General features: G+C 62.1%; 23 protein-coding genes. 4 read left to right on the forward strand and 19 right to left on the reverse strand.

The features are described from left to right. Positions 1-39: 39 nt before the first annotated feature. The 15 genes from ACYZUC_RS29985 to ACYZUC_RS30055 form a co-directional block, all read right to left on the reverse strand. On the reverse strand, positions 40-1,620 hold the full coding sequence (locus tag ACYZUC_RS29985; RefSeq protein WP_461992274.1) for an aldehyde dehydrogenase (NADP(+)): 1,581 nt from the start codon (positions 1,618-1,620) through the stop codon (positions 40-42). A 137-nt stretch (positions 1,621-1,757) separates the two neighbouring features. Further along, the gene (gene abaF / locus ACYZUC_RS29990) at positions 1,758-3,155 is read right to left on the reverse strand and encodes a fosfomycin efflux MFS transporter AbaF (RefSeq protein WP_461992276.1); all 1,398 of its coding nucleotides are present in this window, start codon (positions 3,153-3,155) and stop codon (positions 1,758-1,760) included. A gap of 71 nt (positions 3,156-3,226) precedes the next feature. Further along, the gene (locus ACYZUC_RS29995) at positions 3,227-4,144 is read right to left on the reverse strand and encodes a dihydrodipicolinate synthase family protein (protein ID WP_461992278.1); all 918 of its coding nucleotides are present in this window, start codon (positions 4,142-4,144) and stop codon (positions 3,227-3,229) included. Positions 4,145-4,273: 129 nt separating this feature from the next. Then, entirely contained in the window at positions 4,274-5,302 is a 1,029-nt protein-coding gene (locus tag ACYZUC_RS30000) for a trans-3-hydroxy-L-proline dehydratase (protein WP_461992280.1), read from the reverse strand. Positions 5,303-5,409: 107 nt separating this feature from the next. Continuing rightward, a complete protein-coding gene (locus ACYZUC_RS30005) occupies positions 5,410-6,132 on the reverse strand; it encodes an amino acid ABC transporter ATP-binding protein (protein ID WP_461992282.1) in 723 nt (240 codons plus the stop codon). Continuing rightward, entirely contained in the window at positions 6,125-6,775 is a 651-nt protein-coding gene (locus tag ACYZUC_RS30010) for an amino acid ABC transporter permease (protein ID WP_192419918.1), read from the reverse strand. Before ACYZUC_RS30010 ends, ACYZUC_RS30005 begins: the two co-directional genes overlap by 8 nt. Positions 6,776-6,785: 10 nt before the next feature. Beyond that, positions 6,786-7,451 carry an amino acid ABC transporter permease gene (locus ACYZUC_RS30015; protein WP_461992284.1) on the reverse strand — a complete coding sequence of 222 codons (666 nt, stop codon included), beginning with the start codon at positions 7,449-7,451 and terminating at the stop codon, positions 6,786-6,788. Beyond that, a complete protein-coding gene (gene lhpI, locus ACYZUC_RS30020; protein WP_461992286.1) occupies positions 7,444-9,222 on the reverse strand; it encodes a cis-3-hydroxy-L-proline dehydratase in 1,779 nt (592 codons plus the stop codon). The genes ACYZUC_RS30015 and lhpI overlap by 8 nt, the downstream gene beginning before the upstream one ends. A 10-nt stretch (positions 9,223-9,232) precedes the next feature. After that, a complete protein-coding gene (locus ACYZUC_RS30025) occupies positions 9,233-10,051 on the reverse strand; it encodes an ABC transporter substrate-binding protein (protein WP_008024648.1) in 819 nt (272 codons plus the stop codon). A gap of 229 nt (positions 10,052-10,280) precedes the next feature. Beyond that, a complete protein-coding gene (locus ACYZUC_RS30030) occupies positions 10,281-11,030 on the reverse strand; it encodes a helix-turn-helix domain-containing protein (RefSeq protein WP_461992289.1) in 750 nt (249 codons plus the stop codon). 74 nt (positions 11,031-11,104) lie between these two features. Next, positions 11,105-12,361, reverse strand: coding sequence for an FAD-dependent oxidoreductase (locus ACYZUC_RS30035; protein WP_461992291.1), 1,257 nt, complete (start codon positions 12,359-12,361; stop codon positions 11,105-11,107). Continuing rightward, on the reverse strand, positions 12,358-12,594 hold the full coding sequence (locus ACYZUC_RS30040) for a 2Fe-2S iron-sulfur cluster-binding protein (protein ID WP_008042619.1): 237 nt from the start codon (positions 12,592-12,594) through the stop codon (positions 12,358-12,360). Before ACYZUC_RS30040 ends, ACYZUC_RS30035 begins: the two co-directional genes overlap by 4 nt. Next, positions 12,587-13,702 (reverse strand): NAD(P)/FAD-dependent oxidoreductase, encoded by a 1,116-nt coding sequence (locus tag ACYZUC_RS30045; RefSeq protein ID WP_461992293.1) that lies wholly within the window; start codon positions 13,700-13,702, stop codon positions 12,587-12,589. The genes ACYZUC_RS30040 and ACYZUC_RS30045 overlap by 8 nt, the downstream gene beginning before the upstream one ends. Then, positions 13,699-14,631, reverse strand: coding sequence for a 4-hydroxyproline epimerase (locus ACYZUC_RS30050; RefSeq protein ID WP_461992295.1), 933 nt, complete (start codon positions 14,629-14,631; stop codon positions 13,699-13,701). The genes ACYZUC_RS30045 and ACYZUC_RS30050 overlap by 4 nt, the downstream gene beginning before the upstream one ends. Before the next feature lie 114 nt (positions 14,632-14,745). Further along, entirely contained in the window at positions 14,746-15,417 is a 672-nt protein-coding gene (locus tag ACYZUC_RS30055; RefSeq protein ID WP_008029632.1) for a GntR family transcriptional regulator, read from the reverse strand. A 282-nt stretch (positions 15,418-15,699) separates the two neighbouring features. Here ACYZUC_RS30055 and ACYZUC_RS30060 point away from each other — a divergent pair, with 282 nt between their 5' ends. Together ACYZUC_RS30060 and ACYZUC_RS30065 are read left to right on the forward strand one after the other, a co-directional pair. After that, the gene (locus tag ACYZUC_RS30060; RefSeq protein ID WP_461992297.1) at positions 15,700-17,739 is read left to right on the forward strand and encodes an oxidoreductase; all 2,040 of its coding nucleotides are present in this window, start codon (positions 15,700-15,702) and stop codon (positions 17,737-17,739) included. 181 nt (positions 17,740-17,920) lie between these two features. Further along, complete coding sequence (locus ACYZUC_RS30065; RefSeq protein WP_461996785.1) at positions 17,921-18,856, forward strand: 1-aminocyclopropane-1-carboxylate deaminase/D-cysteine desulfhydrase; 936 nt, start codon at positions 17,921-17,923, stop codon at positions 18,854-18,856. A gap of 99 nt (positions 18,857-18,955) precedes the next feature. On the opposite strand, the gene ACYZUC_RS30070 is transcribed toward ACYZUC_RS30065, so the two are convergent. From ACYZUC_RS30070 to ACYZUC_RS30080, 3 genes are all read right to left on the reverse strand, one after another. Continuing rightward, complete coding sequence (locus ACYZUC_RS30070; protein ID WP_461992299.1) at positions 18,956-19,516, reverse strand: cytochrome b; 561 nt, start codon at positions 19,514-19,516, stop codon at positions 18,956-18,958. A 253-nt stretch (positions 19,517-19,769) separates the two neighbouring features. Then, positions 19,770-20,597, reverse strand: a complete 828-nt coding sequence (phnX, locus tag ACYZUC_RS30075) for a phosphonoacetaldehyde hydrolase (protein WP_461992301.1) — start codon at positions 20,595-20,597, stop codon at positions 19,770-19,772. A gap of 123 nt (positions 20,598-20,720) precedes the next feature. Then, positions 20,721-21,830: a 2-aminoethylphosphonate--pyruvate transaminase gene (locus tag ACYZUC_RS30080; protein WP_461992303.1), complete on the reverse strand. Its 1,110-nt coding sequence runs from the start codon at positions 21,828-21,830 to the stop codon at positions 20,721-20,723. Positions 21,831-21,939: 109 nt separating this feature from the next. Between ACYZUC_RS30080 and ACYZUC_RS30085 the strand changes: the two genes are divergently transcribed. Then, positions 21,940-22,803 (forward strand): LysR substrate-binding domain-containing protein, encoded by an 864-nt coding sequence (locus tag ACYZUC_RS30085; RefSeq protein ID WP_461992305.1) that lies wholly within the window; start codon positions 21,940-21,942, stop codon positions 22,801-22,803. Between the two features lie 84 nt (positions 22,804-22,887). Here the strand turns inward: ACYZUC_RS30085 and ACYZUC_RS30090 are convergent, their stop codons facing one another. Further along, on the reverse strand, positions 22,888-23,760 hold the full coding sequence (locus ACYZUC_RS30090) for a LysR family transcriptional regulator (protein ID WP_008040483.1): 873 nt from the start codon (positions 23,758-23,760) through the stop codon (positions 22,888-22,890). A 267-nt stretch (positions 23,761-24,027) separates the two neighbouring features. Here ACYZUC_RS30090 and ACYZUC_RS30095 point away from each other — a divergent pair, with 267 nt between their 5' ends. Next, complete coding sequence (locus tag ACYZUC_RS30095) at positions 24,028-25,353, forward strand: MFS transporter (RefSeq protein ID WP_461992307.1); 1,326 nt, start codon at positions 24,028-24,030, stop codon at positions 25,351-25,353. The last annotated feature ends 2 nt before the right edge of the window (positions 25,354-25,355 follow it).

Raw genomic sequence — 25,355 nt, forward strand, 5'->3', positions numbered from 1 at the left:
GTGAGAAAGTGCGCCACCGGTAAACCGGTGGCGTTTTTTTTACAGGGGCGCGCGTTGACTGCTGCCATCGACCAGACGAGCGATGCCCAGCGGGTTGGCATTTTTCAGCGGGTCGGGCAGAAGCGCGTCGGGACAGTTCTGATAGCACACAGGGCGCAGGAAGCGTTCGATGGCGAGGCTGCCGACTGAGGTGCCGCGCGCATCTGAGGTGGCCGGGTAAGGCCCGCCATGCACCATCGCATCGCAGACTTCGACACCGGTCGGGTAACCGTTGAACAACACCCGGCCGACCTTTTGCTCCAGCAGCGGTAACAGCTCGGGGTGATTTTGCAGGTCGCCGGCTTCAGCAATCAGCGTGGCCGTGAGTTGCCCGTGCAAGTGCTGAAGTGCCCGTTGCAGTTCGGCTTTGTCGGCCACTTCCACCAACACTGTTGCCGGGCCGAACACTTCTTCTTGCAGCAGCGGGTCGCCATTGAGCAACAGACTGACGTCGGCCTTGAACAGTTGTGGCTGCGCCTGTGTGCCCTGTTGATCACGACCGGCCAGGTGAGTGATGTTCGGGTGCGCGTGCAACGCCTGCACACCGTTGGCGTAGCTGTCGAGCGTGCCGAAGTTGAGCATGGTCTGCGCCGGTTGCCCGGCCATCACGGCGCTCAGCGATTGGGTGAAGGCGCTGAACGCGGGCGAGCGAATACCGATCACCAGTCCCGGGTTTGTGCAGAACTGGCCACAGCCGAGCACCACGGAGGCGGCGAGTTCGCTGGCAATTTTCTCGCCCCGCAGTTGCAGTGCTTCGGGCAATACCAGCACTGGATTGATGCTGCTCATTTCGGCGAACACAGGAATCGGCTGCGCTCGTGCCGCGGCCATGTCGCACAGCGCGCGGCCACCCTTGAGTGACCCCGTGAAACCGACAGCCTGAATCGCCGGATGTTTGACCAGGGTTTCGCCCACGCCAGAACCGTAGATCATGTTGAACACACCCTTGGGCATGTCAGTCTGCTCGGCGGCACGGATGATCGCGTCGGCCACGAGTTCGGCAGTCGCCATATGCCCGCTGTGGGCCTTGAACACCACTGGGCAACCGGCGGCCAGGGCGGCAGCGGTATCGCCACCGGCGGTTGAGAATGCCAGCGGGAAATTGCTTGCACCGAACACCGCGACCGGGCCGACACCGATCCGGTATTGGCGCAAATCAGCTCGTGGTAGTGGCTGACGCTCGGGCAGGGCCCGGTCGATGCGTGCCGCATAAAAATCGCCACGGCGCAGGACTTGCGCAAACAGGCGCATCTGGCTGCTGGTGCGCATGCGCTCACCCAGAATGCGTCCGTTCGGCAGCGCCGTCTCGCGGGTCACCAGAGCGATGAAATCATCGTCCAGTGCCTCCAGTTGCGTGGCGATGGCTTCGAGAAACTCCGCACGGCGAATAGCCGATAGCGTGCGAAAGCTCGGGTAGGCGGCTGCGGCGGCCTGGGCGGCGGCGTCGACTTCTTCGTTGGTGGCCTGCATGAACGCGTAGGGCAGCGCTTCACCGGTAGTGGCGTCGTGGCTGCGCACGGTGATCTTGCCAGCGGCACTGCGCGCACCGCCGATGTAGTTGTGGCCGATGATCTGGGGCATGAAAAGCTCCTGTCGGAATGTAGGGGGTTGGATCTGTAGGAGCGAAGCTTGCTCGCGAAGGCGGTAATACATTCAACAGAGATGTCAGCTGACACATCGTCTTCGCGAGCAAGCTTCGCTCCTACAGGTCTGCGGCGTCAGGCCAAGGAATCGCTGCGGCGTGCGGTCACTGGTTCGGCGTCGTTCAGGGCGGCGATGCGCGCGGCAGATTCGCTGTCCACCAGGTGCAACGACTTGCCACGCGTCTCACGGGTCAGGCCGACCGCGATGATGGAGATCAGCGACGCGCCGACCAGGTAAAACGCGATCGGTGTCGAGCTGTGGTACTTGTTGAGCAAGGTGATCGCAATCAGCGGGGCGAGGGAGCCGGCGAAGATCGGCGCCACCTGGTAGCACAGGGACAACGCGGTGTAGCGCACGTGGGTCGGGAACATTTCCGCCATCAGCGCCGAGTAGGGCGCATAGGTCATCGACTCGATGGCCAGGCCCAGGGTGATGGCCGCCATGATCAGCCAGTTGTTGCCGGTGTCCATCATCGGGAAGCCGATGAAACCCCAGAACGCCGTGAGGACTGCGCCGGTCAGGTACACCGGTTTGCGCCCGACCAGGTCAGACAGATAACCCATCAACGGAATCATGAAGAAATGCAGCAGGTGCGCGCCAAACATCAGCAGCAGAATTTCGGACGTGTCCTTGTGCACCACCAGTTTCAGATAGGTAATCGAGAACGTCACGACGGTGTAGTAGAGGATGTTTTCGGCAAACCGCGCGCCAATACCGACCAGCACCGAGCGCCAGTGGTGACGCAGCACTTCGACCACGCCCAGTTGCTGTTGCTTGGTCTGCGCCTGACGGGCCTGGGCTTCCTTGAAAATCGGCGCGTCATCGACGCTGGTGCGAATCCAGTAGCCGATCAGTACCACGATGGCCGAGAACCAGAACGCCACGCGCCAGCCCCAAGCGAGGAATTGTTCCTCCGACAGATTCGACGACAACAGCAACAGCGCAACCGTCGCGACAAGGTTGCCGGCCGGCACACCGGCTTGCGGCCAACTGGCCCAGAAACCTCGACGATTGTCCGGGCAATGTTCGGACACCAGTAGAATCGCACCGCCCCATTCGCCGCCAAATGCGAAACCCTGGATCAGCCGCAGCAGCACCAGCAACACCGGTGCGGCATAGCCGATCTGGTTGAAACCGGGCAGGCAACCCATCAAGAAGGTGGTGATACCGACCACCACCAGGCTCAGTTGCAGCAGGCGCTTGCGGCCGTATTTGTCGCCGTAGTGACCGAACACCAGGCCACCCAACGGACGGGCGAGAAAGCCCACGGCGTACAGGGCGAAAGCGGCGATGATGCCGTCGATGGGACTGTCGGTCTGGCGGAAGAACAACTGGCCGAAGACCAGTGCCGACGCGGTGCCATAAAGGAAGAATTCATACCATTCGGCGACTGTGCCGGCCATGGCGGCGGCCACGACGCGCTTGAGTCCCGAGGGTGTGGTTGCGCGGTGAGCGTGTTGAGCGTTGGGCATGCTGGCGTTTCCTGTAGGGGCGCAAAAACAGGTAGCCGGGCCGGGGCCGCAAAGCCCCGCCCGGCAATCACTCAGAGACCGACGTCCGGCAAGTGCGGACGGTTGGCCAGGGCCTTGGCCATGATCTGCTCGACGAAGACCCGATCTTCTTCCGGCAGGGCCAGGCGTGGCGGACGGGTCAGCGCACTGCCGCGACCGGCGATGGCTTCGCACAGCTTGATGCACTGCACCAGGTCGGCACGGGCGTCGAGGTGCAGGATCGGCATCAGCCATTCGTAGATCGGCATGGCTTCGGCATAACGTCCGGCCTTGGCCAGGCGGAAGATGGTTTCACCTTCTTTCGGGAACACGTTGGACATGCCCGACACCCAGCCTTCAGCGCCCACGGCGAGGCTTTCCAGCACCACATCGTCGAGGCCGGCGAACAGCACAAAACGGTCACCCACTTCGTTACGGATGTCGATGAAGCGGCGGGTGTCGCCAGAGGAATCCTTGAAGCACACCACGTTGTCGCAGTCGGCCAGGGCAATCAGGATGTCCGGGGTCACGTCGTTTTTGTAGATCGGCGGGTTGTTGTAGACCATCAACGGTACGTCGGCGTTTTTTGCCACGTAGCGGTAATGCTCGGCGGTTTCGAACGGCTTGGAACCGTAGACCAGCGCCGGCATCAGCATCACGCCATCGACACCGACCCTGCGCACGGCGTTGGCGACCTTGGCCGCTTGCACACTGGTGAATTCGGCCACACCGCAAATCACTGGCACACGGCCGCGCGAGGCATCGACCGCGACTTCGGTCACGGCGATTTTTTCTTCAGCGGTCAACGAAGTGTTCTCGCCTACCGAGCCGCAAACCACCAGGCCCGACACGCCGTCGCGGATCACGTTGGAAATCACCTGATGGGTTTTTTCCAGGTTGATCGAGAAGTCATCGTTGAATTGAGTGGTTACCGCAGGGAAGACGCCACTCCAGTTAATTCGCTTGCTCATAGTTGTCTCCGGTTTCGTTATTTGTATTTCGTATACGATATTTAAAATGTAAAGAATCGGCTAGTGGTTTTTTCAGGTTGTGGGGTTTTTTGTCAGCCGTCGGTCGGGGTGTTCAATGCTTCAGTGTGCTCAGGCACCAGGCCAGGTGTCTGACAGTCGATAGCCTTGTGGCCACGGATCACTTGGATCAAGCAGCAGTTGATGGGTGCCGGTGATCCAGGCCCGGCCGGAAATGCAGGGGTAGATAGCGGGGCGTCTGGCCACTTCGGTCAGTGAGTCAATCCGACAGTGGAATTCGGAGCCGATGATCGAGCGACCGATGAAGCGTTCGCCGACGCGCATCAAACCTTTGGCGTGCAACACCGCCATGCGCGCCGAGCAACCCGTACCGGTCGGCGAGCGGTCGATCTTGCCCGGTTGAATCACCACCGCGTTGGCGCCGGTGGCGATGCCGTTCTCGTGGACGACGGGCGCGGCGATCTGGCAAAAGGAAATGTGTGACCACTCAGGGTTCAACGGATGCACAAAGCCCAATTGCTCGTTGGCGGCACGGGTGATTTTCAGCCCGACCGCCACCAGGTCGGCGGCTTCATCGGGGCGGATTGAAAAGCCCAGTTCCCTGGCATCGGCGATCACAAAGCTGTCACCGCCATAGGCGGTATCGACCTTGAGGGAGCCGACACCTTCCACTTCGATCCACGCGTCGAGGCGATCGGCGAAGGACGGCACGTTTTTGATTTCCACCCGTTCGACCTTGCCGTCACGGCAATCGGCTACGGCCTCGATCAGGCCGCCGGGGGCTTCGAGCACCAGCCGGGTTTGCGGTTCGGTCATTGGCACAATACCGGTGTCGAGCAACACGGTGGCCACGCACAAGGAATTGGAGCCGGACATCGGCGGCGTGTCCGCCGGTTCCATGATGATCCAGGCCATGTGCGCCCGCGGGTCCTTGGCCGGCACCAGCAGGTTGACGTGTCGGAACACCCCGCCACGCGGCTCGTTGAGCACGAAGTTGCGCAGGGTTTCATCCCTGGCGATCCAGCGTGATTGTTCCCACACCGTGGCACCGGGCGGTGGTGCGACCCCGCCGACGATCACGTCGCCGACTTCACCTTCGGCGTGGCAGCTGACTACATGAATCACTTTTGATGAGCGCATAGTTTGCTCCTTGTTTCGTCTGTCAGGGCCTCATCGCGAGCAGGCTCGCTCCCACAGTGATTGCGTACTCCCTGTGGGAGCGAGCCTGCTCGCGATGGGGCCGATGGTTATTTCACCGATTTGAGGAACGCAGCGGTTTCCGCATGTATTGGATTACCGATCACTTGATCCGGCGAGCCGATCTCATGCACCAGGCCGTTGCGAAAGAACGCCACGCGGTCGGACACGTCCCGGGCGAAGCGGATCTCGTGCGTCACCAGCACCATGGTCATGCCGTCTTCGGCGAGCATGCGCATGGTGTCCAGCACTTCGCCGACCAACTGTGGATCGAGGGCCGAGGTGGCTTCGTCGAACAGCATGTAATCCGGTGACATGGCCAGGGCGCGGGCAATGGCCATGCGTTGTTGCTGGCCGCCCGAGAGCTTGCCGGGGAACACCTTGAGCTTGTCGCCCAGGCCAACGTGAGTCAGTTGCTGCACGGCCAGCGCCTCGGCTTCGGCCTTGCTTTTGCCCAGGACCTTGCGCGGCGCGAGCATCACGTTTTCCAGCACGGTCAGGTGCGGGAAGGCATTCCATTGCTGGAACACGATGCCGATTTTCTGCCGCAGATGGTTGAGGTCGGTTGCGCGATGATGCACCTCGACGCCATCCACGCGGATGTTGCCTTTCTGGATCGGCTCCAGGCCATTGATGCACATCAGCAGGGTCGATTTTCCCGAGCCGGAGCCGCCGATGATGGACACCACTTCGCCCTTGTTCACTGTCAGGCTGACACCCTTGACCACATCAAGGTCGCCGAAGGATTTGTGTACGTTGTCGATCTCAATCATTTTCTTGCCACCTTCTTTCCAGACGAGCGCCGAGGCGTGCGACCACCAGGCTCATGACGTAGTAGATAAGGCCCGCGATGCACAGCACCAGCAGCGGTTCCTGAATGCGGGTCACGATGGTTTGCGAGGCGCGGAGCAGTTCGACGATGCCGATCCACATCACCAGCGCGGTGTCTTTCATCACCCCGAGCACCAGGTTCAGCCAGCCGGGGAAGGCTACCCGCGAGGCCATCGGCAGGACGATCCAACGCAGGTCCTGGAAGAAGCTCAGGCCCAGTGAACGGCTGGCCCGGCGCAAGGTCAGCGGTACCGACAGCACGCCGCCGCGCACGATCTCGGTGAAGTACGCGGCGGCGTAAACCCCGAGCACGATGCAGCCCACGCTGAAAGCACTGATGTTCAGGCCGACGATGCTCTTGAGCGAGTTGAACAGCACGAACTGGATCAGCAGAGGCACGCTGCGAAACACGTCCAGCACCCACGCCAGTGGCAGAGTGGCCCGTGGCAACAGCGCACGCAGCAGGCCGAACACCAGCCCGGCGAATGTGCCGAGCAGGATCGCCCAGCAAGTCAGTTGCAGCGTGATCCAGGCGCCGTTAAGCAGGAACAGCAGGTCGTTCCAGGAAAAACCGGTGGAAAACATAGTCACGTCCTCAGTAACGGAACAGCCGCCAGGCCATCAGCCGGGCCGTCGCGACGATCGCCTTGGCAATCAGGTAATACAGCACCGCGGCGATGGTGAAATATTCGAAGGTGCGGAACGTCTTGACGTTGTAGTCCTGGGTCACGCCGGTGAGGTCGTTGTTGAGCCCGACAATCACCCCCAGCGACGTCATCAACACCGCCCAGACCATCTGGTTGCTCAACGGGTAGAACACGATCCGCAACAGTTGCGGGACGACGATCATGCGGTAGGTCTGGAAGGCACTCATGCCCAGCGAACGCGCGGCCCGCACTTGCGTGCCTGGCACCGCCTTGAGCCCGCCACGGAAGTTTTCCGCGAGATAGCCGGCATTGTTGAAGGTGATCCCGGCCAACAGCGCGAGCCAGGAGCTGACGTGCAGGCCCATTGAACCGAGGCCGAAGTACAGGATGTAGATCTGGAACAGCGACGGGGTATTACGGGCAATCGACACCCAGCCGTTGCCGATACCGCGCAGCAGCGGGTGCCTGGTTTCACGCATGACTGTCAGGGCCAGGGCGATCAGTACGCCGAAAATCATCGACAGCGCGGCGGTCTCGAACGTGACCCAGGCGCCGGCGAGCATGTCCGGCAAGGCGCGCAGGGTGGCGCGCCATTGGAAGGTGTAATCAAACATGCGCGAGGCTCTCCATCAGCAAGGCAGGTTGCAACCAGCTCGGCAATCGCCCGCTGGCGCTGGCAGTGCAAGCGGCATCAACGCACTCGGCGAGGCTGGCGAAGTGCACTTTGCGCCCCACCAGACCGGGTGCGTAATGGGCGTATTTGCCCGAGTTGGTCATTAAGGTTGTGGCGGCCGGCGGGATCACCGGCTCGCCGAGCATGCACCAGCAGGTGTCGGTCACCAGGGTGGCGCCGAAGGCTTCAATGACGCCGATGTGTCCAGCATCGCGCGCCAGTTCCAGCACTGCACGACCGCACGTAATGGCGAGTACCACATCGGGGTGTTTGTGCCGGCCGCGACACAGCCGTGCGAGTCGGGCGAACTCGCTGAGCGAGAAGTGCGGGTTACCCAGCGAGACCACCTCCACGCGGTTGTCACGGGCACTGTTGAGCTCGCGCCAACTGCCCAGCAGGTCCTCCAGGCGGATTGTTTCCACTGGCACCGGGACGTCGGCTTCCAGCGCTTGTGCAGGGTCGAGTGCTTCGGGCGTGACCCCGGCGATATGAAACAACGGCGCGGCCGACGTGGTGGCAAACGCCGCGCCGAAGGCTTTCAGGTCGTCGAGGTCTGGCTGGTGCTGTTCCAGCCCGAACACCAGCGGGATCCGGCTGCCCGCGAGGGCACCGATGTGGTAGCCGAGCAAGGGGTAAAACGCATCGTCGAGTTCGCCCAATTCCGGTAATTCAATTCGCAGGCGGGCTTTGCGTGGCGCCTCCAGATGACAACCGATCAGCGGCGCGCGGCCGGTCAGGGCGATGCAGATATCCAGGTAATCCGGGTACTTCAATGTGCGTGCGCCGAGCACGCTGTTGGCGTAGACCACCGCGTTGGATTCGGCCCAGACGATCTGTTCGCCGGCCTTCGGTGCGGTGTCGAGCAAGTAGGGGGCACAGGTGAAGCTGAGCTGCGCGCCCATCGCCATGTAGGCATCGCCCAAGGCACTGGCCGGTTCGCCGAGCAACGGGTCGATGCCCAACTCTCGCCAGCGGCGCTGGTCTACGGAAATTGAATTGAGGGTGGTGGGCACCCGAACTTTCGCGCCCCACTGCACCAGTTGTTCGGCGAAGCGCAGGCTCGCCGGTCCTGTGTAAATACAACCGTCGATGTGGGCCTGAGAGATGTCCACCAGTTGGTGGGCGCCTTGCAGTTCGGCCATGCGCAGGACAATCTGCATGGCCATCTGCGCGGCTTTGCCATGCTCGCCGTCGAGCAGCGAACGGTCGAACCCGGTGAGCTCAATCGACTCGTTGGTTTCGCCGGTGTGCATCAGTGTTTCGGTTGGCTGCCAGCCATCGATGGGCACGTGATCGAACACCTCCAGCGAGGCGCCTTCGACTCGGGCGAAGGCTTTGCCGCGCAAGGTAGCGAAGGCCTCCCGGCCGATGCACAGCACCGGCAGGGAGCGCTCGAAAATGGTCTGTGCCACCAGCACGCCCAAGGTCAGAATCTCATCGGCTTCGGCCAGGACCAAAGCGGCCGGTGCATGACCGTTGCTGATCAACTCCATCAGCACGCTGCTGCCGGTACACGAACCGCGACCACTGGGAATGGCCAGCACACAACCGCTCAGATGTTCACCGCTGAGCGGATGGTGACGGTCGATGACTTCACCCGTGTAAGGGTCGACGCCGCCCCAGAAGCTCAGCCCGACATCGGCAAACAGCAGCGCGCCCTGGGCGGAGCCCGGGACCAGGTTACGACCGATGAGAGCAGTGGACCCAGGCATGCCGGACACCTTAGTAGTAGACCTTTGGCACGGTCAGGTCAGTCGGCGGGATTTCAGTGCCGACCCATTTGGTGAACAACTCGTTGTAGCGACCGCTGCGCACCTGCTGGTTGACGAACAGGTTGAGGTAGTTGAGCAGGCCGTACTCATTGCGCTTGGCACCCAGGGACACGTAGTCGATGGTGTAAGGCGCGTTGCCGGCGATTTTCAGGTTTTTGTATTTGCCCGACTTGATGGTCGCGGCGGCCACAGTGTTGGTCACCACCGTGGCGTCGATGTGACCTTGGGCCACCGCCAGCAGCGTGTCGTTTTGTGACTGATAGGCGCGGAAGGTGCCGCTGCCCCATTTCTTCACATCGCCCTCCAGCGCGATGGCCTCAAAAGTGCCGCTGGTGTTGCCCAGCGCTTTGCCCTTGATGTCGTTGAAGCTATTGATGCCGGTGTTGTCGCGGGTCAGCACGACCATCTGGAAGGCGAAGTACGGCACGGTAAGGCCAACGGTCTTGGCCCGTTCGAGGGTGTCGGAGGTCGAGGCGACAATCACGTCAGCCCGTCCGGAGATCAGTGCTGGAATGCGGTCCGGGAACGGCGTTTCCACCACTTCGGCCTCGACCCCGAGGATCTTCGCCAGGTCGTTGCAATAGTCCACGTCGAAACCGGCAGGAGCGTTGCTGGCATCGCGGAAACCCATGGGCGGGAAGTCCAGGGTCACGGCGCAGCGCAGCTTGCCGGAACCGATAATGTCGTCGAGCTTGTCAGCCTGCGCGGTGGCAATGAAGGAGGTACTGAGAACAGCGCTGAGGGCTACGGCAAATGCGGGGTTTTTCATAGAGGCCTCGTTCTGTGGAAGTGCTGTTGAATATCGTATTGGGGATTTCGTATACGATATTAACAATAGCAATGGCCGTGCCGTTTTTGCTTTTGCCGCCGAATTTTTGCCAACCCTTGAAGCAGGGCGGCTCAGCGCAAGCGAGCGGGGCAACGCTACGGCGGTGTCGGTCAAGGAGGTGTTACGGAAGGGAGCACGCAGGGTGCGCAGCGCCCCTTAAAGGAACATTTTAACGACGGCTATCGCGGTACTGGCTGGGCGAAAGACTGGTGAGGGCGCGGAATTGGCGGCTAAACGCGCTGTGGTCGGTGTAGCCGCAACGCAGAGCGATTTCGGTGATCGGCAGGTCGGTGTCGAGCAACAGGCGCGAGCCTTCTTCCAGACGGGACTTGTGGATCATCTGCCGTGGCGTGAGCTGGAACACCCGTTTGCAATGGCGTTCCAGTTGCGCCACAGAGAAACCGGCGATGGCCGTCAGTTCGGCCAGGCTGATCGGTCGAGCGAAATGACGGCGGATGTGTGCGTCCACCGCTGCCAGTTTCTGGAACGCGGGATGGTTGGACTGGGGCAGTTGCAGGTCGCGGGAAATGCCGGCGAGGCCGACGATCCGACCTTGTTCGTCATGCAGGGCAAGTTTGTGGGTCAGGCACCAGACTGGCTGGTTGCCGAAATACAGGTGCAGTTCCAGTTGATCCGCCAGTTCTCGCCCCGTGGCCAGCACGCGCCGATCCTGCTCGGTATACAGCGGGCCAAATCGTGCCGGGAAGACCTGGTCCGCCGTCAGCCCGAGCAGTTGCCCGCTGTGCTTGAAACCACACCGTCGAGCCAGGGTCTGGTTGACGAAGACATAGCGCGCCTCGCTGTCCTTGATGAAGAACACCACGTCCGCCAGGGTGTCGAGCAGCGTCGCGATGGGCTGCAGACTGCTCAGCAGCGTCGGCAGATCGCAGGGTTTGAACTGATTGAGTAAGGGGAACATAGCGCTGGGGGCCTGGTGGCAACTACCGGGATCATAAAGACTCGGCAGTGCCCCCGAAACCCCAGAGCGAGCGTTTAAGCGGGTGGGGTGTCGTCCAGGCACATCAGGGTTTCGATACGCGCCGGGCTGAACGGCGGTCGCGGGGCCGAGGGTTGCCAGTCGAACAGGTACTGCAAGGCGCCGCCACACACTCGTCCCTGACAGGCGCCCATGCCACAACGACTGGCCAGTTTTGCCGCGCGCCAGTCAACGTGCCCGGCCAGTGCCGCGTAGGGTATGTCTTCGCAACGACAGACCAGCGTGTCGGCCTGCGCCAGTGACTTGAGGTGCGGGTTGAGGCTGAACGCGCTGTTCAATGCCTTGGCGAAACCCTGCCAACGCGTCCGACGCGGCCACAATTGGCGTGCCGCTGAGGTGTTACCGACGGCGGCATGCCCGGCAATGGCACCTTCGACCAACGCCAGTTCACTGCCGCCGAAACCGGTGCATTCGCCAGCGGCGTAGTGATCGGCAAGGCTCGTGGCTTGCCAGGCATCGACCGCGAGCGCCGTGCCGTCGAGTGCGCAACCCAGCGCCTGACCGAGTTGAGTATTGGGAATCAGGCCGAAACCACAGGCCAGGCGATCACAGGCCAGTTCGACGATTTTGCCCTGTTGCCGCAGACGCACACCTTCCAGCCGTTCATTACCCAAGGCTGCCACGACGTGGGAGCCGGTGCGGTAATGACGATCAAACAGGCTGAAGGATTGCACAAGCTTGCCCGGCCAGCGGGGCAGTTGCAGGGCGAACCCGGCGACCGCAACCGAGGAGGCTTGCTCGGCAATGCGCAGCACATGGGCACCGTTGTGTTTCGCGGTGGCCGCACTGGCCAGTAACAACGGCCCGCTGCCGGCGATCACCACGCGTTCGTTCTGCACCGGCAGGCCGCCCTTGATCAACGTCTGCAGTCCTCCGGCCCCCGTCACACCCGGCAATGTCCAGCCGGGGAAGGGCAGCAGCAACTCACGGGCGCCGGTGCACAGAATCAGTTTGTCGTAGCCGATCAGCCATCCGTGATCGGCGTCTTCCACCAACAATTGTTTGGGGCCGGAACAGGCGATCACGCGGGTGCCGCTGTGGTGGCGGATGTTGCTGTTGGCGTGCAGGTGTTCGCGCATCTGCCGTGCTTGATTCGGCAAGCTGGCCTGAGGCCCGTCGCGCCAGATCTGGCCTCCCGGCAACGGGTTGTCGTCGAGCACGATAATGCGTGCGCCACTGCGCGCGGCGGCGAGGGCGGCGCTCATGCCGGCGGGGCCGGCACCGATGATCAGCAAGTCGGCGTATTCGTTCATGGTCGGGTCCGCACCTGCATGCCGTCATGACACAGCGTCTGGCAGGCCAGTCGGCGGCGTCCGTCGATGGTCACCCGGCATTCCTGGCAGATGCCCATGCCGCACAGCGGTGCGCGCCGCTGACCGCTGACCGAGGTGCGAGTACACCCGTCGTCGGCCAAGGCCAATGCCGCGGCCACTGTTGTACCTTCGGCGACCCGCAGGGTGCGGCCGTCCAGGACCAAATCAGGCATACACGGCCTCCCCGAGAAAGCGTTGCGGCAAATAGGCTTGCGCCGCCAATGGCGGCGTCTCATTGAACAGTTGCGCGACCAGAATATCGGCGGTGCCGGGGGCCGTGGTGACCCCCAGTCCCTCGTGACCGACTGCCAGCCACAAACCTTTGCGTGATGGGTGTTCACCAATCAGTGGCAACCCGTCGGGGCTGGCGGCGCGAAAACCGGTCCAGGCGCGGATGCCGTTGAGCTGAGCCAAGCCCGGCATGTACTCGGTGGCGCGCTTGAGCATTTTCGCGAGCATCCAGCCTTCGACTTGCGGGTCGGTGGTGCCGAATTGTCGCGAGGCGCCGATGAACAGTTGTCCGGTTGGCCGGGGCTGAATGTTGCAGGCGGTCGAGGGCCCTGTGGCGTTGTGGGCGCTGGTGACATAACCCAGTTCCACCAGCGTGTGGGTGACCTTGCCGGGATAGCGGTCGGTGATCAGCAAGTGGCCTTTTTTCGGCTCGATCGGCAACTCGGGGCACAGGTCGTTGGCCTGGATGCCGTTGGCCAAAATGACTGCCTCAGCGCTCAACCACTGGCCGTCATCGAGTCGCACGCGATTGCCATCGACCTCGCTGACCCGCGCCCTGCGTTGCTCGATGTCGGCGGTGTCGAGCATCCAGTTGGCGGTCGCCGGAGCGTAGAGAATGCCGTCGCCGTTGATCAACAAACCGCCTTCGAGGTCTTCGCGCAGTTCAGGCTCACGGGCGCGCAAGGCGTTACGAGCGATCAACTCGCAGGCAACGCCCTGGGTCTGAAGGTTTAGATATTTGCTGTGGGCCACGGCCATTTCTTCGGCATTGGCTGCCAGCCACAACGTCCCGTTGCTGCGGTAAGCGCAGCCTTCCGGCAAGTCCGGCGCCAGTTCGCGCCAGCGTTGCAGCGAGTATTGGCTCAGGGCCAGCTCGGCCGGGTTGTCGTCGAGCACCAGCAAGTGGCCCATACCGGCGGCCGTCGCGCTGTGCAAGCCAGCGTCCAGCACCAGCACGCGCAAGCCGCGCCGGGCCAGCGCCTGGGCGCACGCGGCACCGATAATGCCGGCACCGATCACGATGACATCGGCCACCAGGCCTTGGTTCATGGGCGAATGCCCCAGGCGAACGGATCGTCCTGTTCGATGATCAGGTTGGCCTCGGCGCTGATGAAGGCGCGGCCACGAATTGTCGGTACGATGCGCTCGCCGTGCTGTTCGTAGGAGCCTTCGAACTCGCTGCCGATCACGCTGGCCTGGCGCCAGATCTGGCCCGGCTGCAATTTGTCATCGGCCGCCAGGCACGCCAGTTTTGCACTGGTGCCGGTACCGCAAGGCGAGCGGTCGTAGGCCTTGCCGGGGCAGAGCACAAAGTTGCGGCTGTCGGCCTGCTCATCCTCGGCGAACAGTTCGACGTGGTCGATCAACCCGCCGTCTTCGCCACGTATTCCCTGAACGTCCAGTGCTTGCTGCACGGCGAAGGTGTAGGCGGTCAATGCATCAAGGTTGTCGCTGGCGACGCGCAGACCATGCTCGGCGATCAGGAAAAACCAGTTGCCACCCCAGGCAATATCACCGACCACTTCGCCAATTCCCGGCACCTGCAACGCCACGGCTTTGCGATAACGGTAGGCCGGCACGTTGCGCACGCTGACGGAGTGGTCGTCGTGCAAGGTTGCCTGCACTGTGCCGACCGGCGTTTCGATGCTGTGCACGCCCGGACCGATCTTGCCAAGGTGAGCAAGCGACGCCACCAGGCCGATGGTGCCGTGGCCGCACATGCCGAGGTAACCCGAGTTATTGAAGAAGATCACCCCGGCACACGCCGCAGGGGCAACCGGTTCGCACAGCAGTGCGCCGACCAGCACATCACTGCCTCGCGGTTCGAGCACGCAGGCGGTGCGCCATTGGTCATGGTGTTCAGCCAGCCGTTGAAGACGTTCGGCCATGCTGCCGGTGCCCAGCTCGGGAAAACCGGAGGTCACCAGGCGGGTGGGTTCGCCGCCGGTGTGGGAGTCAATCACGGTGATACGTTTCATGAGTGGGCCACGTCCGTTCAGATGAGTGAACGCAAGAGTGGCCCGTGCGGGGGCTTGCAGGCTTGATGGTTTTACCCGGTGCCGATGACGAAATCGGCACAGTGTCGCGGTCTGTCAGTGGTGGTGGGGCAGGTGCTCGAACAGGGTTTTGCAGACCCCGGCGATGTGTTCGTCCAGCAGCTTCACCGCCCGGTCGACGTCACCGGCGCGGCAGGCTTCGAGGATCTCGCGGTGTTCGTGATCGGCGCGTTCCTTGCCTGCGGAAAGGCTCATTTGCATGCGCAGGTAACGTTCCAGTTTGTCGTTCACCGAACGGATCAGGCTCACCAGAAACGGACGTTGTGCCGGTTCATAGAGGCAGGCGTGCAGTTCCCAATTGAGCTCGGCCCAACGTCCCACATCATCTTCGCCGACGAACTCCTGGCAGATGCGTTCTGCGCGGGCGAAGGTGTCTTCGGTCATGTTGGGAATGGCCAGGCGAAGCACCTTGTCTTCGAGCAACATGCGCACTTCGAACATCTGCGCCAGCTCGGCATCGGACACCCGTGTGACCATCGCCCCGCGATTGCGCTGGAACATCACCAGGCCTTCGGCTTCCAGGCGCTTGAGGGCCTCACGCACCGGGATCTTGCTGACGTTGAACTGCCGGGCGATGTCGTCCTGGCGAATCGGCTCGTCCTCGGCGAAATGCCCGGCGACGATGGCGTCACGCAGATGGCGGGTGATGATTTCAGATGTCGAAGGCGCATTGCCCAAGTCTGGAGCGTTGAATTTGGGTAGGGTCACGGCGGCAGTCGTTCGGATTGAGTTGGAGATATGGTATACGAATTTTCATTGGGTTCAGTGCACTTGCGCTGCCTTTCGACAGCCGCACCCTGACCCCCTGGGGTTAATTGCAGAGGAGATGGCGCAAACGTCCGACGCCCGAGCCGTTGCGCATTTGGATCATTAAGTTGTCAGTTTCGGTCATTGAGCGGCCGAGGGAGTGCTCATAGTCTGTTACACATGACAGAGGGGCGCCAAAGAGCGCCCACACTTTTTCCGTGAACGCTCGTTGTGGAGTTACCGATGACCGCCGCTCATTACCCGCACCTGTTGGCTCCGTTGGACCTGGGTTTTACCACGTTGCGCAACCGCACCCTGATGGGTTCGATGCACACCGGTCTTGAGGAAAAGCCCGGCGGCTTCGAACGCATGGCTGCTTTTTTCGCCGAGCGCGCCCGTGGCGGTGTCGGCTTGATGGTCACTGGCGGTATCGGCCCGAACGACGAAGGCGGTGTGTATTCCGGCGCGGCCAAACTGACCACCCTCGATGAAGCGCTCAAGCATCAGATCGTGACCCGTGCGGTGCACGAGGCGGGCGGCAAGATCTGCATGCAGATTCTGCATGCCGGCCGTTATGCCTACAGCCCGAAGCAGGTTGCGCCGAGCGCCATTCAGGCGCCGATCAACCCGTTCAAGCCCAAAGAGCTGGACGAGGAAGGCATCGAGAAGCAGATCAGCGATTTCGTCACCTGCTCGACCCTGGCGCAAACAGCCGAGTACGACGGCGTCGAGATCATGGGCTCCGAGGGTTATTTCATTAACCAGTTCCTCGCGGCTCACACCAACCACCGCACCGACCGCTGGGGCGGCAGCTACGAAAACCGCATGCGCCTGCCGGTGGAAATCGTCCGCCGTGTACGCGAAGCCGTAGGCCCGAACTTCATCATTATCTTCCGCCTGTCGATGCTCGACCTGGTGGAAGGCGGCAGCAGCTGGGAAGAAATCGTGACCCTGGCCAAGGCCATCGAACAGGCCGGTGCAACCATCATCAACACCGGCATCGGCTGGCACGAAGCGCGGATTCCGACCATCGCCACCAAGGTGCCGCGCGCGGCGTTCAGCAAAGTCACCGCCAAGCTGCGCGGCTCGGTGAGCATTCCGCTGATCACCACCAACCGCATCAACACCCCGGAAATCGCCGAGCAGATTCTCGCCGAAGGCGATGCCGACATGGTCTCCATGGCGCGGCCGTTCCTCGCCGACGCCGACTTCGTCAACAAGGCCGCCGCGGGCCGTGCCGATGAAATCAACACCTGCATCGGATGCAACCAGGCGTGCCTCGATCACACGTTTGGCGGCAAGTTGACCACTTGCCTGGTGAACCCGCGGGCTTGCCATGAAACCGAACTCAACTACCTGCCCGTGCAGCAGATCAAGAAAATCGCCGTGGTCGGTGCCGGCCCTGCGGGTCTGTCGGCCGCAACCGTGGCTGCCGAGCGCGGCCATCAGGTAACGCTGTTCGATTCGGCCAGCGAAATCGGCGGTCAGTTCAACATCGCCAAACGCGTGCCGGGCAAAGAAGAGTTCTTTGAAACCCTGCGCTACTTCAACCGCAAGTTGCAAACCACCAACGTCGAGGTCTGCCTGAACACTCGGGTCGATGTGGCGAAACTGGTTGAAGGCGGTTACGACGAGATCATCCTCGCCACCGGCATCGCGCCGCGTGTGCCGGCGATTCCGGGCGTCGAGAACGCCAAGGTGTTGAGCTACCTGGACGTGATTCTTGAGCGTAAGCCGGTGGGTAAACGGGTCGCCGTGATTGGCGCGGGCGGGATTGGTTTCGACGTGTCCGAGTTCCTGGTGCATCAGGGCGTTGCCACCAGCCTGGACCGTGAAGCGTTCTGGAAAGAGTGGGGCATCGACACACATCTTCAGGCGCGTGGCGGTGTCGCCGGCATCAAGGCTGAGCCGCATGCACCGGCGCGTGAAGTGTTCCTGCTGCAACGCAAGAAATCCAAGGTCGGCGACGGCCTGGGCAAGACCACCGGCTGGATTCACCGCACCGGTCTGAAGAACAAGCAGGTGCAGATGCTCAACAGCGTCGAATACCTGAAGATCGACGACGAAGGTTTGCACATCCGCATCGGCGAAACCGGCGAGCCGCAAGTGCTGCCGGTGGACAACATCGTGATCTGCGCCGGGCAGGATCCGTTGCGCGAATTGCAGGACGGATTGGTCGCGGCAGGGCAGAACGTGCATCTGATTGGCGGCGCGGATGTGGCGGCGGAGCTGGATGCGAAGCGGGCTATCAATCAGGGTTCGCGGTTGGCTGCTGAGCTTTAACATCAGGTCCAGCGTGCCAATGGCCTTCGCGGGCAAGTCGGATCGCCGCCCGCTCGCTCCTACAGGTGTTGTGTCGTTCACAAAATTGATAAACGACACAAAACCTGTAGGAGCGAGGCTTGCCCGCGAAGGCGTCTTCACGGCTGCTAATATGCCGGCTCTTTACCCAGAGCCGGCATCGATGTTTCTCCCCCCCAATGACTGGCTTCCCCGAGCCCCCCTCGACCTCCTCCATCTTGATTGGCTAACCCGATCAGGCATCGAAGTCGCCATCCTGCGCCTGGACCAGATCGACCCGCTGATCAGCGGCAACAAGTGGTTCAAGCTCATCGAACACCTGAAAGCCGCCGATCTTGCCGCTGCCAAAGGCATCATCAGCCTCGGCGGTGCTCACTCCAATCATCTTCACGCACTGGCTGCCGCCGGCAAGCGCTTCGGTTTCACGACCGTTGGTTTATTGCGCGGCCATCCGCAGGAAACGCCCACAGTGAAAGACTTGCAAACCTTCGGCATGCAGTTGCACTGGCTCGGTTATGGCGGCTATCGCGCGCGGCACGATGCGGGTTTCTGGGAACCCTGGCAGGCGCAATACCCTGATCTGTTTCCGGTGCCGGAAGGTGGCGGCGGTTTGCCGGGGGCGCAGGGCTGCATGCAACTGAAGTCGATGGTCGGCGCGCAGCTGAACGGTCTGGGCTGGAGCGACTACGACGGCTGGTGGCTGGCCTGCGGAACGGGCACCACGCTGGCCGGCCTGGCGCTGGCTGAAGCGGGAGATCATCCGGTTTATGGCGCGCTGGCTGTGCCCGACGATCATGGTGTGGCGCAGCAAGTCGAATCGATCGTGCAGGAGGCCGGCTTGCTTCATCCGGTCTACGAACTGTTCGACGCCAGCCGTGGTGGCTTCGCCAAAGTCGATCCGCTGTTACTCGAATTCATCGCGCAAACCGAACGGGCGAGCGGCATTCCCCTTGAACCGCTGTACACCGGCAAAGCGTTGCTGGCGCTCAAGCAGCAAGTCGAAGCCGGGCGATTCGAAAAAGGTACGCGCCTGATCTTCGTCCATACCGGCGGCTTGCAAGGGCTTCGCGGATTTTCGTCGCGCCTCGTACCCCTGTAGGAGCCGGCTTGCTGGCGATGAGCGATGGCGCGGTCCAACTGACGGACCGCGGTGCCTGAATCGCCAGCAAGCCGGCTCCTACAGGGGAGGGCGTTGTTTTCAGGTATCACGATTTACGCGCTTGGGCATCATCCGCAGCAGGGTGTTGTCGCCCACCACATAGTGGTGATAAATCCCCGCCACGGCGTGCAGCCCGATCAGCCAGTAACCGATGGTGCCGCCCAGTTCATGCCATTCCTGAATCCGTTTGGCCAACTCCTTGTCCTCTGACACCAGCAGCGGCAGATCAATGCCATAGAACATCACCTGATTCCCCTTGGCGCTGGTGACCAGCCAACCCAGAATCGGCATGGCGATCATGAACAGGTACAGCGCCCAGTGCATCAATCTGGCCAGCACGGTCTGCCAGTGCGGCGAAGCGGGGAAGATCTGCGGTGCCGGGCCGAGGCTGCGTGCGAACAGCCGCAACCACACCAGCACAAACACCGTCAGACCGAGCATGAAATGCGCTTCAACGATCAGCGTTCGGCCACCACTGCCTTTTGGAAAGATTCCGCGAAATTCGATGCTGGCGTAAACCACCGCGAGCAACACCAGCATCAACCAATGCAGCGTGATCGACACGGTGCTGTAGCGTGAGTCGGAGTTCTTCCAGGGCATACGGCGTTCCTCACAGGTCGGGTCAGGCCACCGTTCTTGGTCGACGGTGTGCATTAACTGTAAGCCTGTTTCGCAAGGTTTGCCTCAAGCCATTGGCGGTTCAATGCTCTAAATCAGGTGATTGAGCAAAAAAACACAATTCCCCTTGTAGGAGCGAGGCTTGCCCGCGAAGGCGTCTGAACATTCAACATGGATGTCGGCTGATAGGACGCCTTCGCGGGCAAGCCTCGCTCCTACGGGGGAATGCGGGGGATCAGTTGGTTTGCGGCATCTCGCCGTTGGCCAGGCGCTGGTTGATGTCGGCGATCACGGCCGGCAAATCGGTGATGGTGTCGATCATGTAGTGCGGGCGCGAGCCTTCGAACAGTGCGTGGATGCGCTTGCGTTCGCTGTCCAGCTCGTCACTGCCGAGGGCGCGATAACCTTCGTAGTCCAGGCCCAGCGCGTTGCCCGAGCAGATAAGCGCCACGGTCCACATGCCGGCGCGACGACCTTCAAGAATGCCTGGCACGGTGTCGTCGATCTTCACGCACGCCGCGACATCGTCGATGCCCAGGGCGATCACGTTGGCCAGTGCCTGAGCCGGCCATGGGCGGCCGTTGGGCACTTCGTCGGTGGCGACCACGTGATCGGCGACGTAGCCGTTGGTGGCGGCGAGTTCGACCACTTTGTCCATGACCTGTTTCGGGTAGCCGGAGCAGGAACCGATCTTGATCCCTTGCGCACGCAGGTTGGCGATGGTCTCCAGCGCACCGGGGATCAGCGCCGAGTGCTCGGCGATTTTTTCGATTTGCAGCGGCATGAAGCGTTTGTAGATGGCGGTGACGTCATCGTCGGTCGGCGTGCGGCCGAAGGCCTTGCGATAACGTTCGGCGACGGCCGGCTGATCGCACAAGGTGCGGATGTGATCCCACTTGCCCATGCCCATCGGGCCACGGGCTTCTTCGATGGACACCTGGACGTCGAATTCGGCGAAGGCCTCGACAAAAATCTGCGTTGGGGCGAAGGAGCCGAAGTCGACCACGGTGCCGGCCCAGTCGAGGATGGCGGCTTGCAGTTTGGTTGGGTTTGCGTAGTTCATTGACGTGTCCCTTGTAGGAGCGAGGCTTGCCCGCGAAAAACGATGACGAGGTTTGTCGGCGGTACCGCGTCGCCTGTGTTCGCGGGCAAGCCTCGCTCCTACAGGGACGGCGGTGTCTGTGGTTCAGATGTCGAGCACTTCCATCTCGCGCAGTACTTTGGCAATCGCCGCCACCGCTTCGCGCATTTGCGCCGGGGTGACGTGGCCGATGCAGCCGACGCGGAACGTTTCGACCTGGGTCAGTTTGCCGGGGTAGAGGATGTAACCCTTGGCCTTGACCCGTTCGTAGAACTCCTTGAACTGGTAGCGCGGATCTTTCGGGGCATGGAAGGTGGCAATGATCGGTGCCTGGATTGCGGCCGGCAGGAAGCTGCGCAATCCCAACTTTGCCATTTCTTCCATCAGTGCCTGGCAGTTGGCGGCATACCGCGCATGCCGCGCCGGCAAACCGCCTTCTTCGTTGTATTGCAGCAGGGCTTCGTGCAGCGCCGCGACCACGTGGGTTGGCGGGGTGAAGCGCCATTGGCCGGTCTTGGCCATGTAGGTGTGCTGGTCGAACAGGTCCATCGCCAGCGAATGCGAGTTGCCGGCGGCATTTGCCAGCGCGTCTTTGCGAGCGAAGACAAACCCCATCCCCGGCACGCCTTCCAGGCATTTGCCCGAGGCGGCGATCAGCGCGTCGAACGGCACCTGCTGCGCATCCACCGGCAACGCGCCGAAGGAGCTCATGGCGTCGATGATCAGGCGTTTGCCGTGTTGCGCAATGACCTGGGCGATTTCCGGCAGCGGGTTGAGGATGCCGGTGCTGGTTTCGCAGTGGATCAGCGCGACGTGGGTGATGCTGGCGTCGGCCCGCAGCAGACGGTCAACGTCGGCGGCGGTGGTCGGTTCGTCTTCGGCGGTTTCAAAGGTGCTGAAGGAGCGGCCGAGCACTTCGCAGATTTTCGCCAGGCGTTTGCCGTAGGCACCGTTGATCAGCACCAGGACTTTGCCGTCGCGAGGCACCAGCGTGCCGATTGCCGCTTCGACGGCGAAGGTGCCGCTGCCTTGCAGGGGCACGCAGTGGTGACTGTCGCCGCCGTTGATGATCGCCAGCAGTTGCTCGCAGAGGCTGGCGGTCAGTTGATTGAAGCGGTCATCCCATGAACCCCAGTCGACCATCATCGCCTGACGGGTGCGGGCCGACGTCGTCAACGGGCCGGGGGTGAGCAGGATGGGTTCGGCAGTACTCATTCTCGTGTCCTCGCAATCGATGGGATGAAGCTACGGGGCTTAAATTGCAATTTGCCGTGCTATCAATCAAATTGTTTGTTGTTATGCCAGCCATCAGTGAGGGTTATTCATGAACCTGTTCCAGCTCCGCGCCTTCGATGCGGTGGCCCGCGAGGGCAGCTTTACCCGGGCCGCCGCACGGCTGTTCATCAGTCAACCGGCGGTCACCGGGCACATCAAGGCGTTGGAGGAGCACTACCAGATCACCTTGCTGCGGCGCACCGCGCGGCGGGTCGAGCTAACGGAGGAGGGCACCAAACTTGCCGCGATCACCCGGGCGATGTTTGGTCTGGCCGAAGAAGCGCAAGTGATGCTGGAGGCCAATCGGCAATTGCTCACCGGGCGTCTGGAAGTGGCGGCGGACGGGCCGCACATGGTCATGCCGATGCTCGCGAGCCTGCGCGCGCGGTATCCGGGGATCACCGTGAACCTGCGCCTGGGCAATGCGCAGGAAACCCTGGGGGCGCTGTTGTCGGAACATGCCGATGTGGCGGTGCTGACCGAGGTTGAGCCGCGCAAGGGTTTGCATTTGCAGGCGCTGAGCGAGTCGCGGATTTGTGCGCTGGTGCCTGAGGGGCATGCTTGGGCGCAGCGTTCGAAAGGGGTGCCGCTGAAGGAGCTGGATCAGGTCATCATGGTGTTGCGCGAACCGAGTTCGATTACCCGGCGCACGTTCGATGACGCTTGCGCCCAGGCGAAGGTGAGCCCTCGGGTGTTGCTGGAACTGGACAGTCGCGAGGCGGTGACCGAGGCCGTCGCGGCGCAGTTGGGGGTGGGCGTGGTGTCGTCGGTGGAGGTCAGCCATGACCCACGGGTGGCGGCGGTGCCGATTATTGGCGAGGGGTTGGTGAACCGGCACATGATCGGGTGCATGGAGCGGCGGCGGGATTTGCGCTTGATTCAGGCGTTTTTCGGGTTGGCGCCTGGCCGATAGACCGAGGTGCGGCCTTCGCGGGCGAGCCTCGCTCCTACAAGGTCGTGTAGGAGCGAGGCTTGCCCGCGAAGGGGCCGGACCTGCCTACACCAGACTCTCGCGCACCATCTCCAGAAACGTCGCCACCACCCGCCGTGAACTCTGCTCGCGCAAACACACCAGCGTTTCCGTCAGCCGCCGCTTGCAGTCGGTGATCGGCAACGCACACACCCGCGAATCCGCACCAAACTCCGCCGCCGAGACCACGCCCACCCCAATCCCCACGACCACCGCCTCCCGCGCCGCTTCCCGGCCTTCGACCTGAATCGCCGGGCGAATCCGAAACCCGGCGCCGGCCATTTCCTCCTCCAGTGTCTGGCGCGTCACCGAGCCGATTTCCCGCAGCACCAGCGGCGTATCGTCGAGGTCCGCCAGGCAGATCGACTCTCGGTCGGCCCACGGATGATTGCGCGAAACAAACGCCACCATCGGGTCATTGCGCAGCGGCAGCGAGATCAATCGTTCATCGCTGACATCGCGCCCGAGCAACGCCAGGTCAGCCTGATAGTTGAACAGCCGAAACAGCGATTCATCGGTATTACCGGTTTCGATCTTCACGCTGATGCCGGGGTAGCGCTCGCAGAACCGCGCGATCTGCGGCAGCACGTGCACCGGCGCGTCCACCGCCAGAATCAGGCTGCCGGTCTGCAACGCCTGGGAGTCGTGAAGCAACTCCTGCGCCTCGGCTTCGATGACGAACAATCGCTGGGTAATGCTCAACAAGCGTTCACCCAGATCGGTCAGGCGCACCGAACGTTTGTTGCGGTGGAACAGCAACACCCCGAAGCGCTCTTCGAGTTTGCGCACCTGGTCGGAAATCGCCGGTTGCGTGAGAAAAAGCCGCTCGGCGGCTTTGGTGAAGCTTCCGTGAACAGCCACGGCATGGAAGGCTTTGAGCTGGGCGTGGGAAACCGACATCGAAATCTCCAGTAACAAGCTGAGCTTATATTGGAAATACGATAAATCGATTTCACTTATTAATCAGTAATTGTTTTTATCGGCCTCAGTCGCGGTGACTGGTCAGTCGAACAGCCGCCGTGACCATGAGCCTGCGCGTGCAATTGCAGGACTCATCTGACCGGTATCGCCAAAGGGACGCAGCGATATCGCAGTGCTCAACAATAAAAACACAGGCGTTTTCTTCCAATTCTGCCGGCACACTCACACCCTGAGGTCAGAACCACAATGAACAAGCACATCGGCACCATCAAGCGTTGGCGCGTGCAGATCTTCGCGATCACCTGGCTCGCCTACGCCGCTTTCTACTTCACCCGCAAAGCCTTTTCCGTGGCCAAACTGGGGATCGCCGAAGACCCCACGTTCATGCTCGACAAAATGGCCATGGCCAACCTCGACGCCATCTACCTCGCGGCCTACGCCATCGGCCAATTCACCTGGGGTATCCTCGCCGACCGCTTTGGCCCACGGGTCGTGGTGCTCGGCGGGTTGCTGATTTCCGCTGCGGCTGCGCTGGTGATGGGCAGCTTCGCAACGTTACCGATTTTCGCCACCTGCATGCTGATTCAAGGGCTGGCCCAGTCCACCGGATGGTCGGGGCTGTGCAAGAACATCGGCAGTTTCTTTCCCGCCGAACAGCGCGGGCGAGTGCTGGGTTTATGGAGTTCCTGCTATGCCTTTGGCGGGCTCGTGGCGTCGCCGTTTGCCGGTTGGTGGGCGTACACGCTCATCGGTAGCTGGCATGCGGCGTTCTTTTCCAGTGCGGCGGTGGTTGGGCTGGTCGCCGTGCTGTTTTTTATTTTGCAACGCAACAAACCGCAAGACGTTGGCTTGCCAGCGATCGAACCGGAACCTGAGATGACCGCCGAAGAGGCGCATGCGCAAAGCAAGATCAGCGTGCTGGAACCGCTGAAGGAAATCCTGCGCAACCGCACGGTGCTGGTTCTCGGGCTCGCGTACTTCCTGCTGAAACCGGCGCGCTACGCGATTCTGCTGTGGGGCCCGGTGATCGTATTCGAGCAGATGCCGACCGTGGGCAAGGTCGGTGCGGCGATCATCCCGACGGCGTTCGAACTGGCCGGGTTACTCGGGCCGATCCTGCTCGGGCTGGCCTCGGACAAACTGTTCGGCGCCCGACGCATGCCGGCCTGCGTGATCAGTTTGCTTGGGTTGACCATTTCGCTGGCGTTGTTCATGGGCGCCTTGCACACCGGCAGTGTGATGCTGGTGGTGGCGCTGCTGTTCGTGATGGGCCTGACCCTGTACGGACCGGACTCGATGATCAGCGGCGCGGCGGCCATCGATTTCGGCACCGCCAAAGCCGGCGCCACGTCGGCAGGCTTCGTCAACGGTTGCGGCTCGGTCGGGGCGATTCTCGGCGGTTTGCTGCCGGGCTACTTCGACTCGGTCACCGTGTTCATTATCTTCGCCGGCTGCGCCTTGTTTTCAGCGCTGGTGCTGATCCCCTACTGGAACAGTCGCCCGGCTGGCCTGCGCGGCGAAACTGCATTCGTGCCAAACCGGCCGATGAGCGTCAAACCCCTGCGTACCTGAGG

It is taken from the genome of Pseudomonas sp. GT1P32 (assembly GCF_054897805.1).

Coding starts and splice junctions, on each gene's coding strand:
- ACYZUC_RS29985 (WP_461992274.1), bottom strand. CDS start 1,620: ATGCCCCAGATCATCGGCCACAACTACATCGGCGGTGCGCGCAGTGCC.
- abaF (WP_461992276.1), bottom strand. CDS start 3,155: ATGCCCAACGCTCAACACGCTCACCGCGCAACCACACCCTCGGGACTC.
- ACYZUC_RS29995 (WP_461992278.1), bottom strand. CDS start 4,144: ATGAGCAAGCGAATTAACTGGAGTGGCGTCTTCCCTGCGGTAACCACT.
- ACYZUC_RS30000 (WP_461992280.1), bottom strand. CDS start 5,302: ATGCGCTCATCAAAAGTGATTCATGTAGTCAGCTGCCACGCCGAAGGT.
- ACYZUC_RS30005 (WP_461992282.1), bottom strand. CDS start 6,132: ATGATTGAGATCGACAACGTACACAAATCCTTCGGCGACCTTGATGTG.
- ACYZUC_RS30010 (WP_192419918.1), bottom strand. CDS start 6,775: ATGTTTTCCACCGGTTTTTCCTGGAACGACCTGCTGTTCCTGCTTAAC.
- ACYZUC_RS30015 (WP_461992284.1), bottom strand. CDS start 7,451: ATGTTTGATTACACCTTCCAATGGCGCGCCACCCTGCGCGCCTTGCCG.
- lhpI (WP_461992286.1), bottom strand. CDS start 9,222: ATGCCTGGGTCCACTGCTCTCATCGGTCGTAACCTGGTCCCGGGCTCC.
- ACYZUC_RS30025 (WP_008024648.1), bottom strand. CDS start 10,051: ATGAAAAACCCCGCATTTGCCGTAGCCCTCAGCGCTGTTCTCAGTACC.
- ACYZUC_RS30030 (WP_461992289.1), bottom strand. CDS start 11,030: ATGTTCCCCTTACTCAATCAGTTCAAACCCTGCGATCTGCCGACGCTG.
- ACYZUC_RS30035 (WP_461992291.1), bottom strand. CDS start 12,361: ATGAACGAATACGCCGACTTGCTGATCATCGGTGCCGGCCCCGCCGGC.
- ACYZUC_RS30040 (WP_008042619.1), bottom strand. CDS start 12,594: ATGCCTGATTTGGTCCTGGACGGCCGCACCCTGCGGGTCGCCGAAGGT.
- ACYZUC_RS30045 (WP_461992293.1), bottom strand. CDS start 13,702: ATGAACCAAGGCCTGGTGGCCGATGTCATCGTGATCGGTGCCGGCATT.
- ACYZUC_RS30050 (WP_461992295.1), bottom strand. CDS start 14,631: ATGAAACGTATCACCGTGATTGACTCCCACACCGGCGGCGAACCCACC.
- ACYZUC_RS30060 (WP_461992297.1), top strand. CDS start 15,700: ATGACCGCCGCTCATTACCCGCACCTGTTGGCTCCGTTGGACCTGGGT.
- ACYZUC_RS30065 (WP_461996785.1), top strand. CDS start 17,921: ATGTTTCTCCCCCCCAATGACTGGCTTCCCCGAGCCCCCCTCGACCTC.
- ACYZUC_RS30070 (WP_461992299.1), bottom strand. CDS start 19,516: ATGCCCTGGAAGAACTCCGACTCACGCTACAGCACCGTGTCGATCACG.
- phnX (WP_461992301.1), bottom strand. CDS start 20,597: ATGAACTACGCAAACCCAACCAAACTGCAAGCCGCCATCCTCGACTGG.
- ACYZUC_RS30080 (WP_461992303.1), bottom strand. CDS start 21,830: ATGAGTACTGCCGAACCCATCCTGCTCACCCCCGGCCCGTTGACGACG.
- ACYZUC_RS30085 (WP_461992305.1), top strand. CDS start 21,940: ATGAACCTGTTCCAGCTCCGCGCCTTCGATGCGGTGGCCCGCGAGGGC.
- ACYZUC_RS30090 (WP_008040483.1), bottom strand. CDS start 23,760: ATGTCGGTTTCCCACGCCCAGCTCAAAGCCTTCCATGCCGTGGCTGTT.
- ACYZUC_RS30095 (WP_461992307.1), top strand. CDS start 24,028: ATGAACAAGCACATCGGCACCATCAAGCGTTGGCGCGTGCAGATCTTC.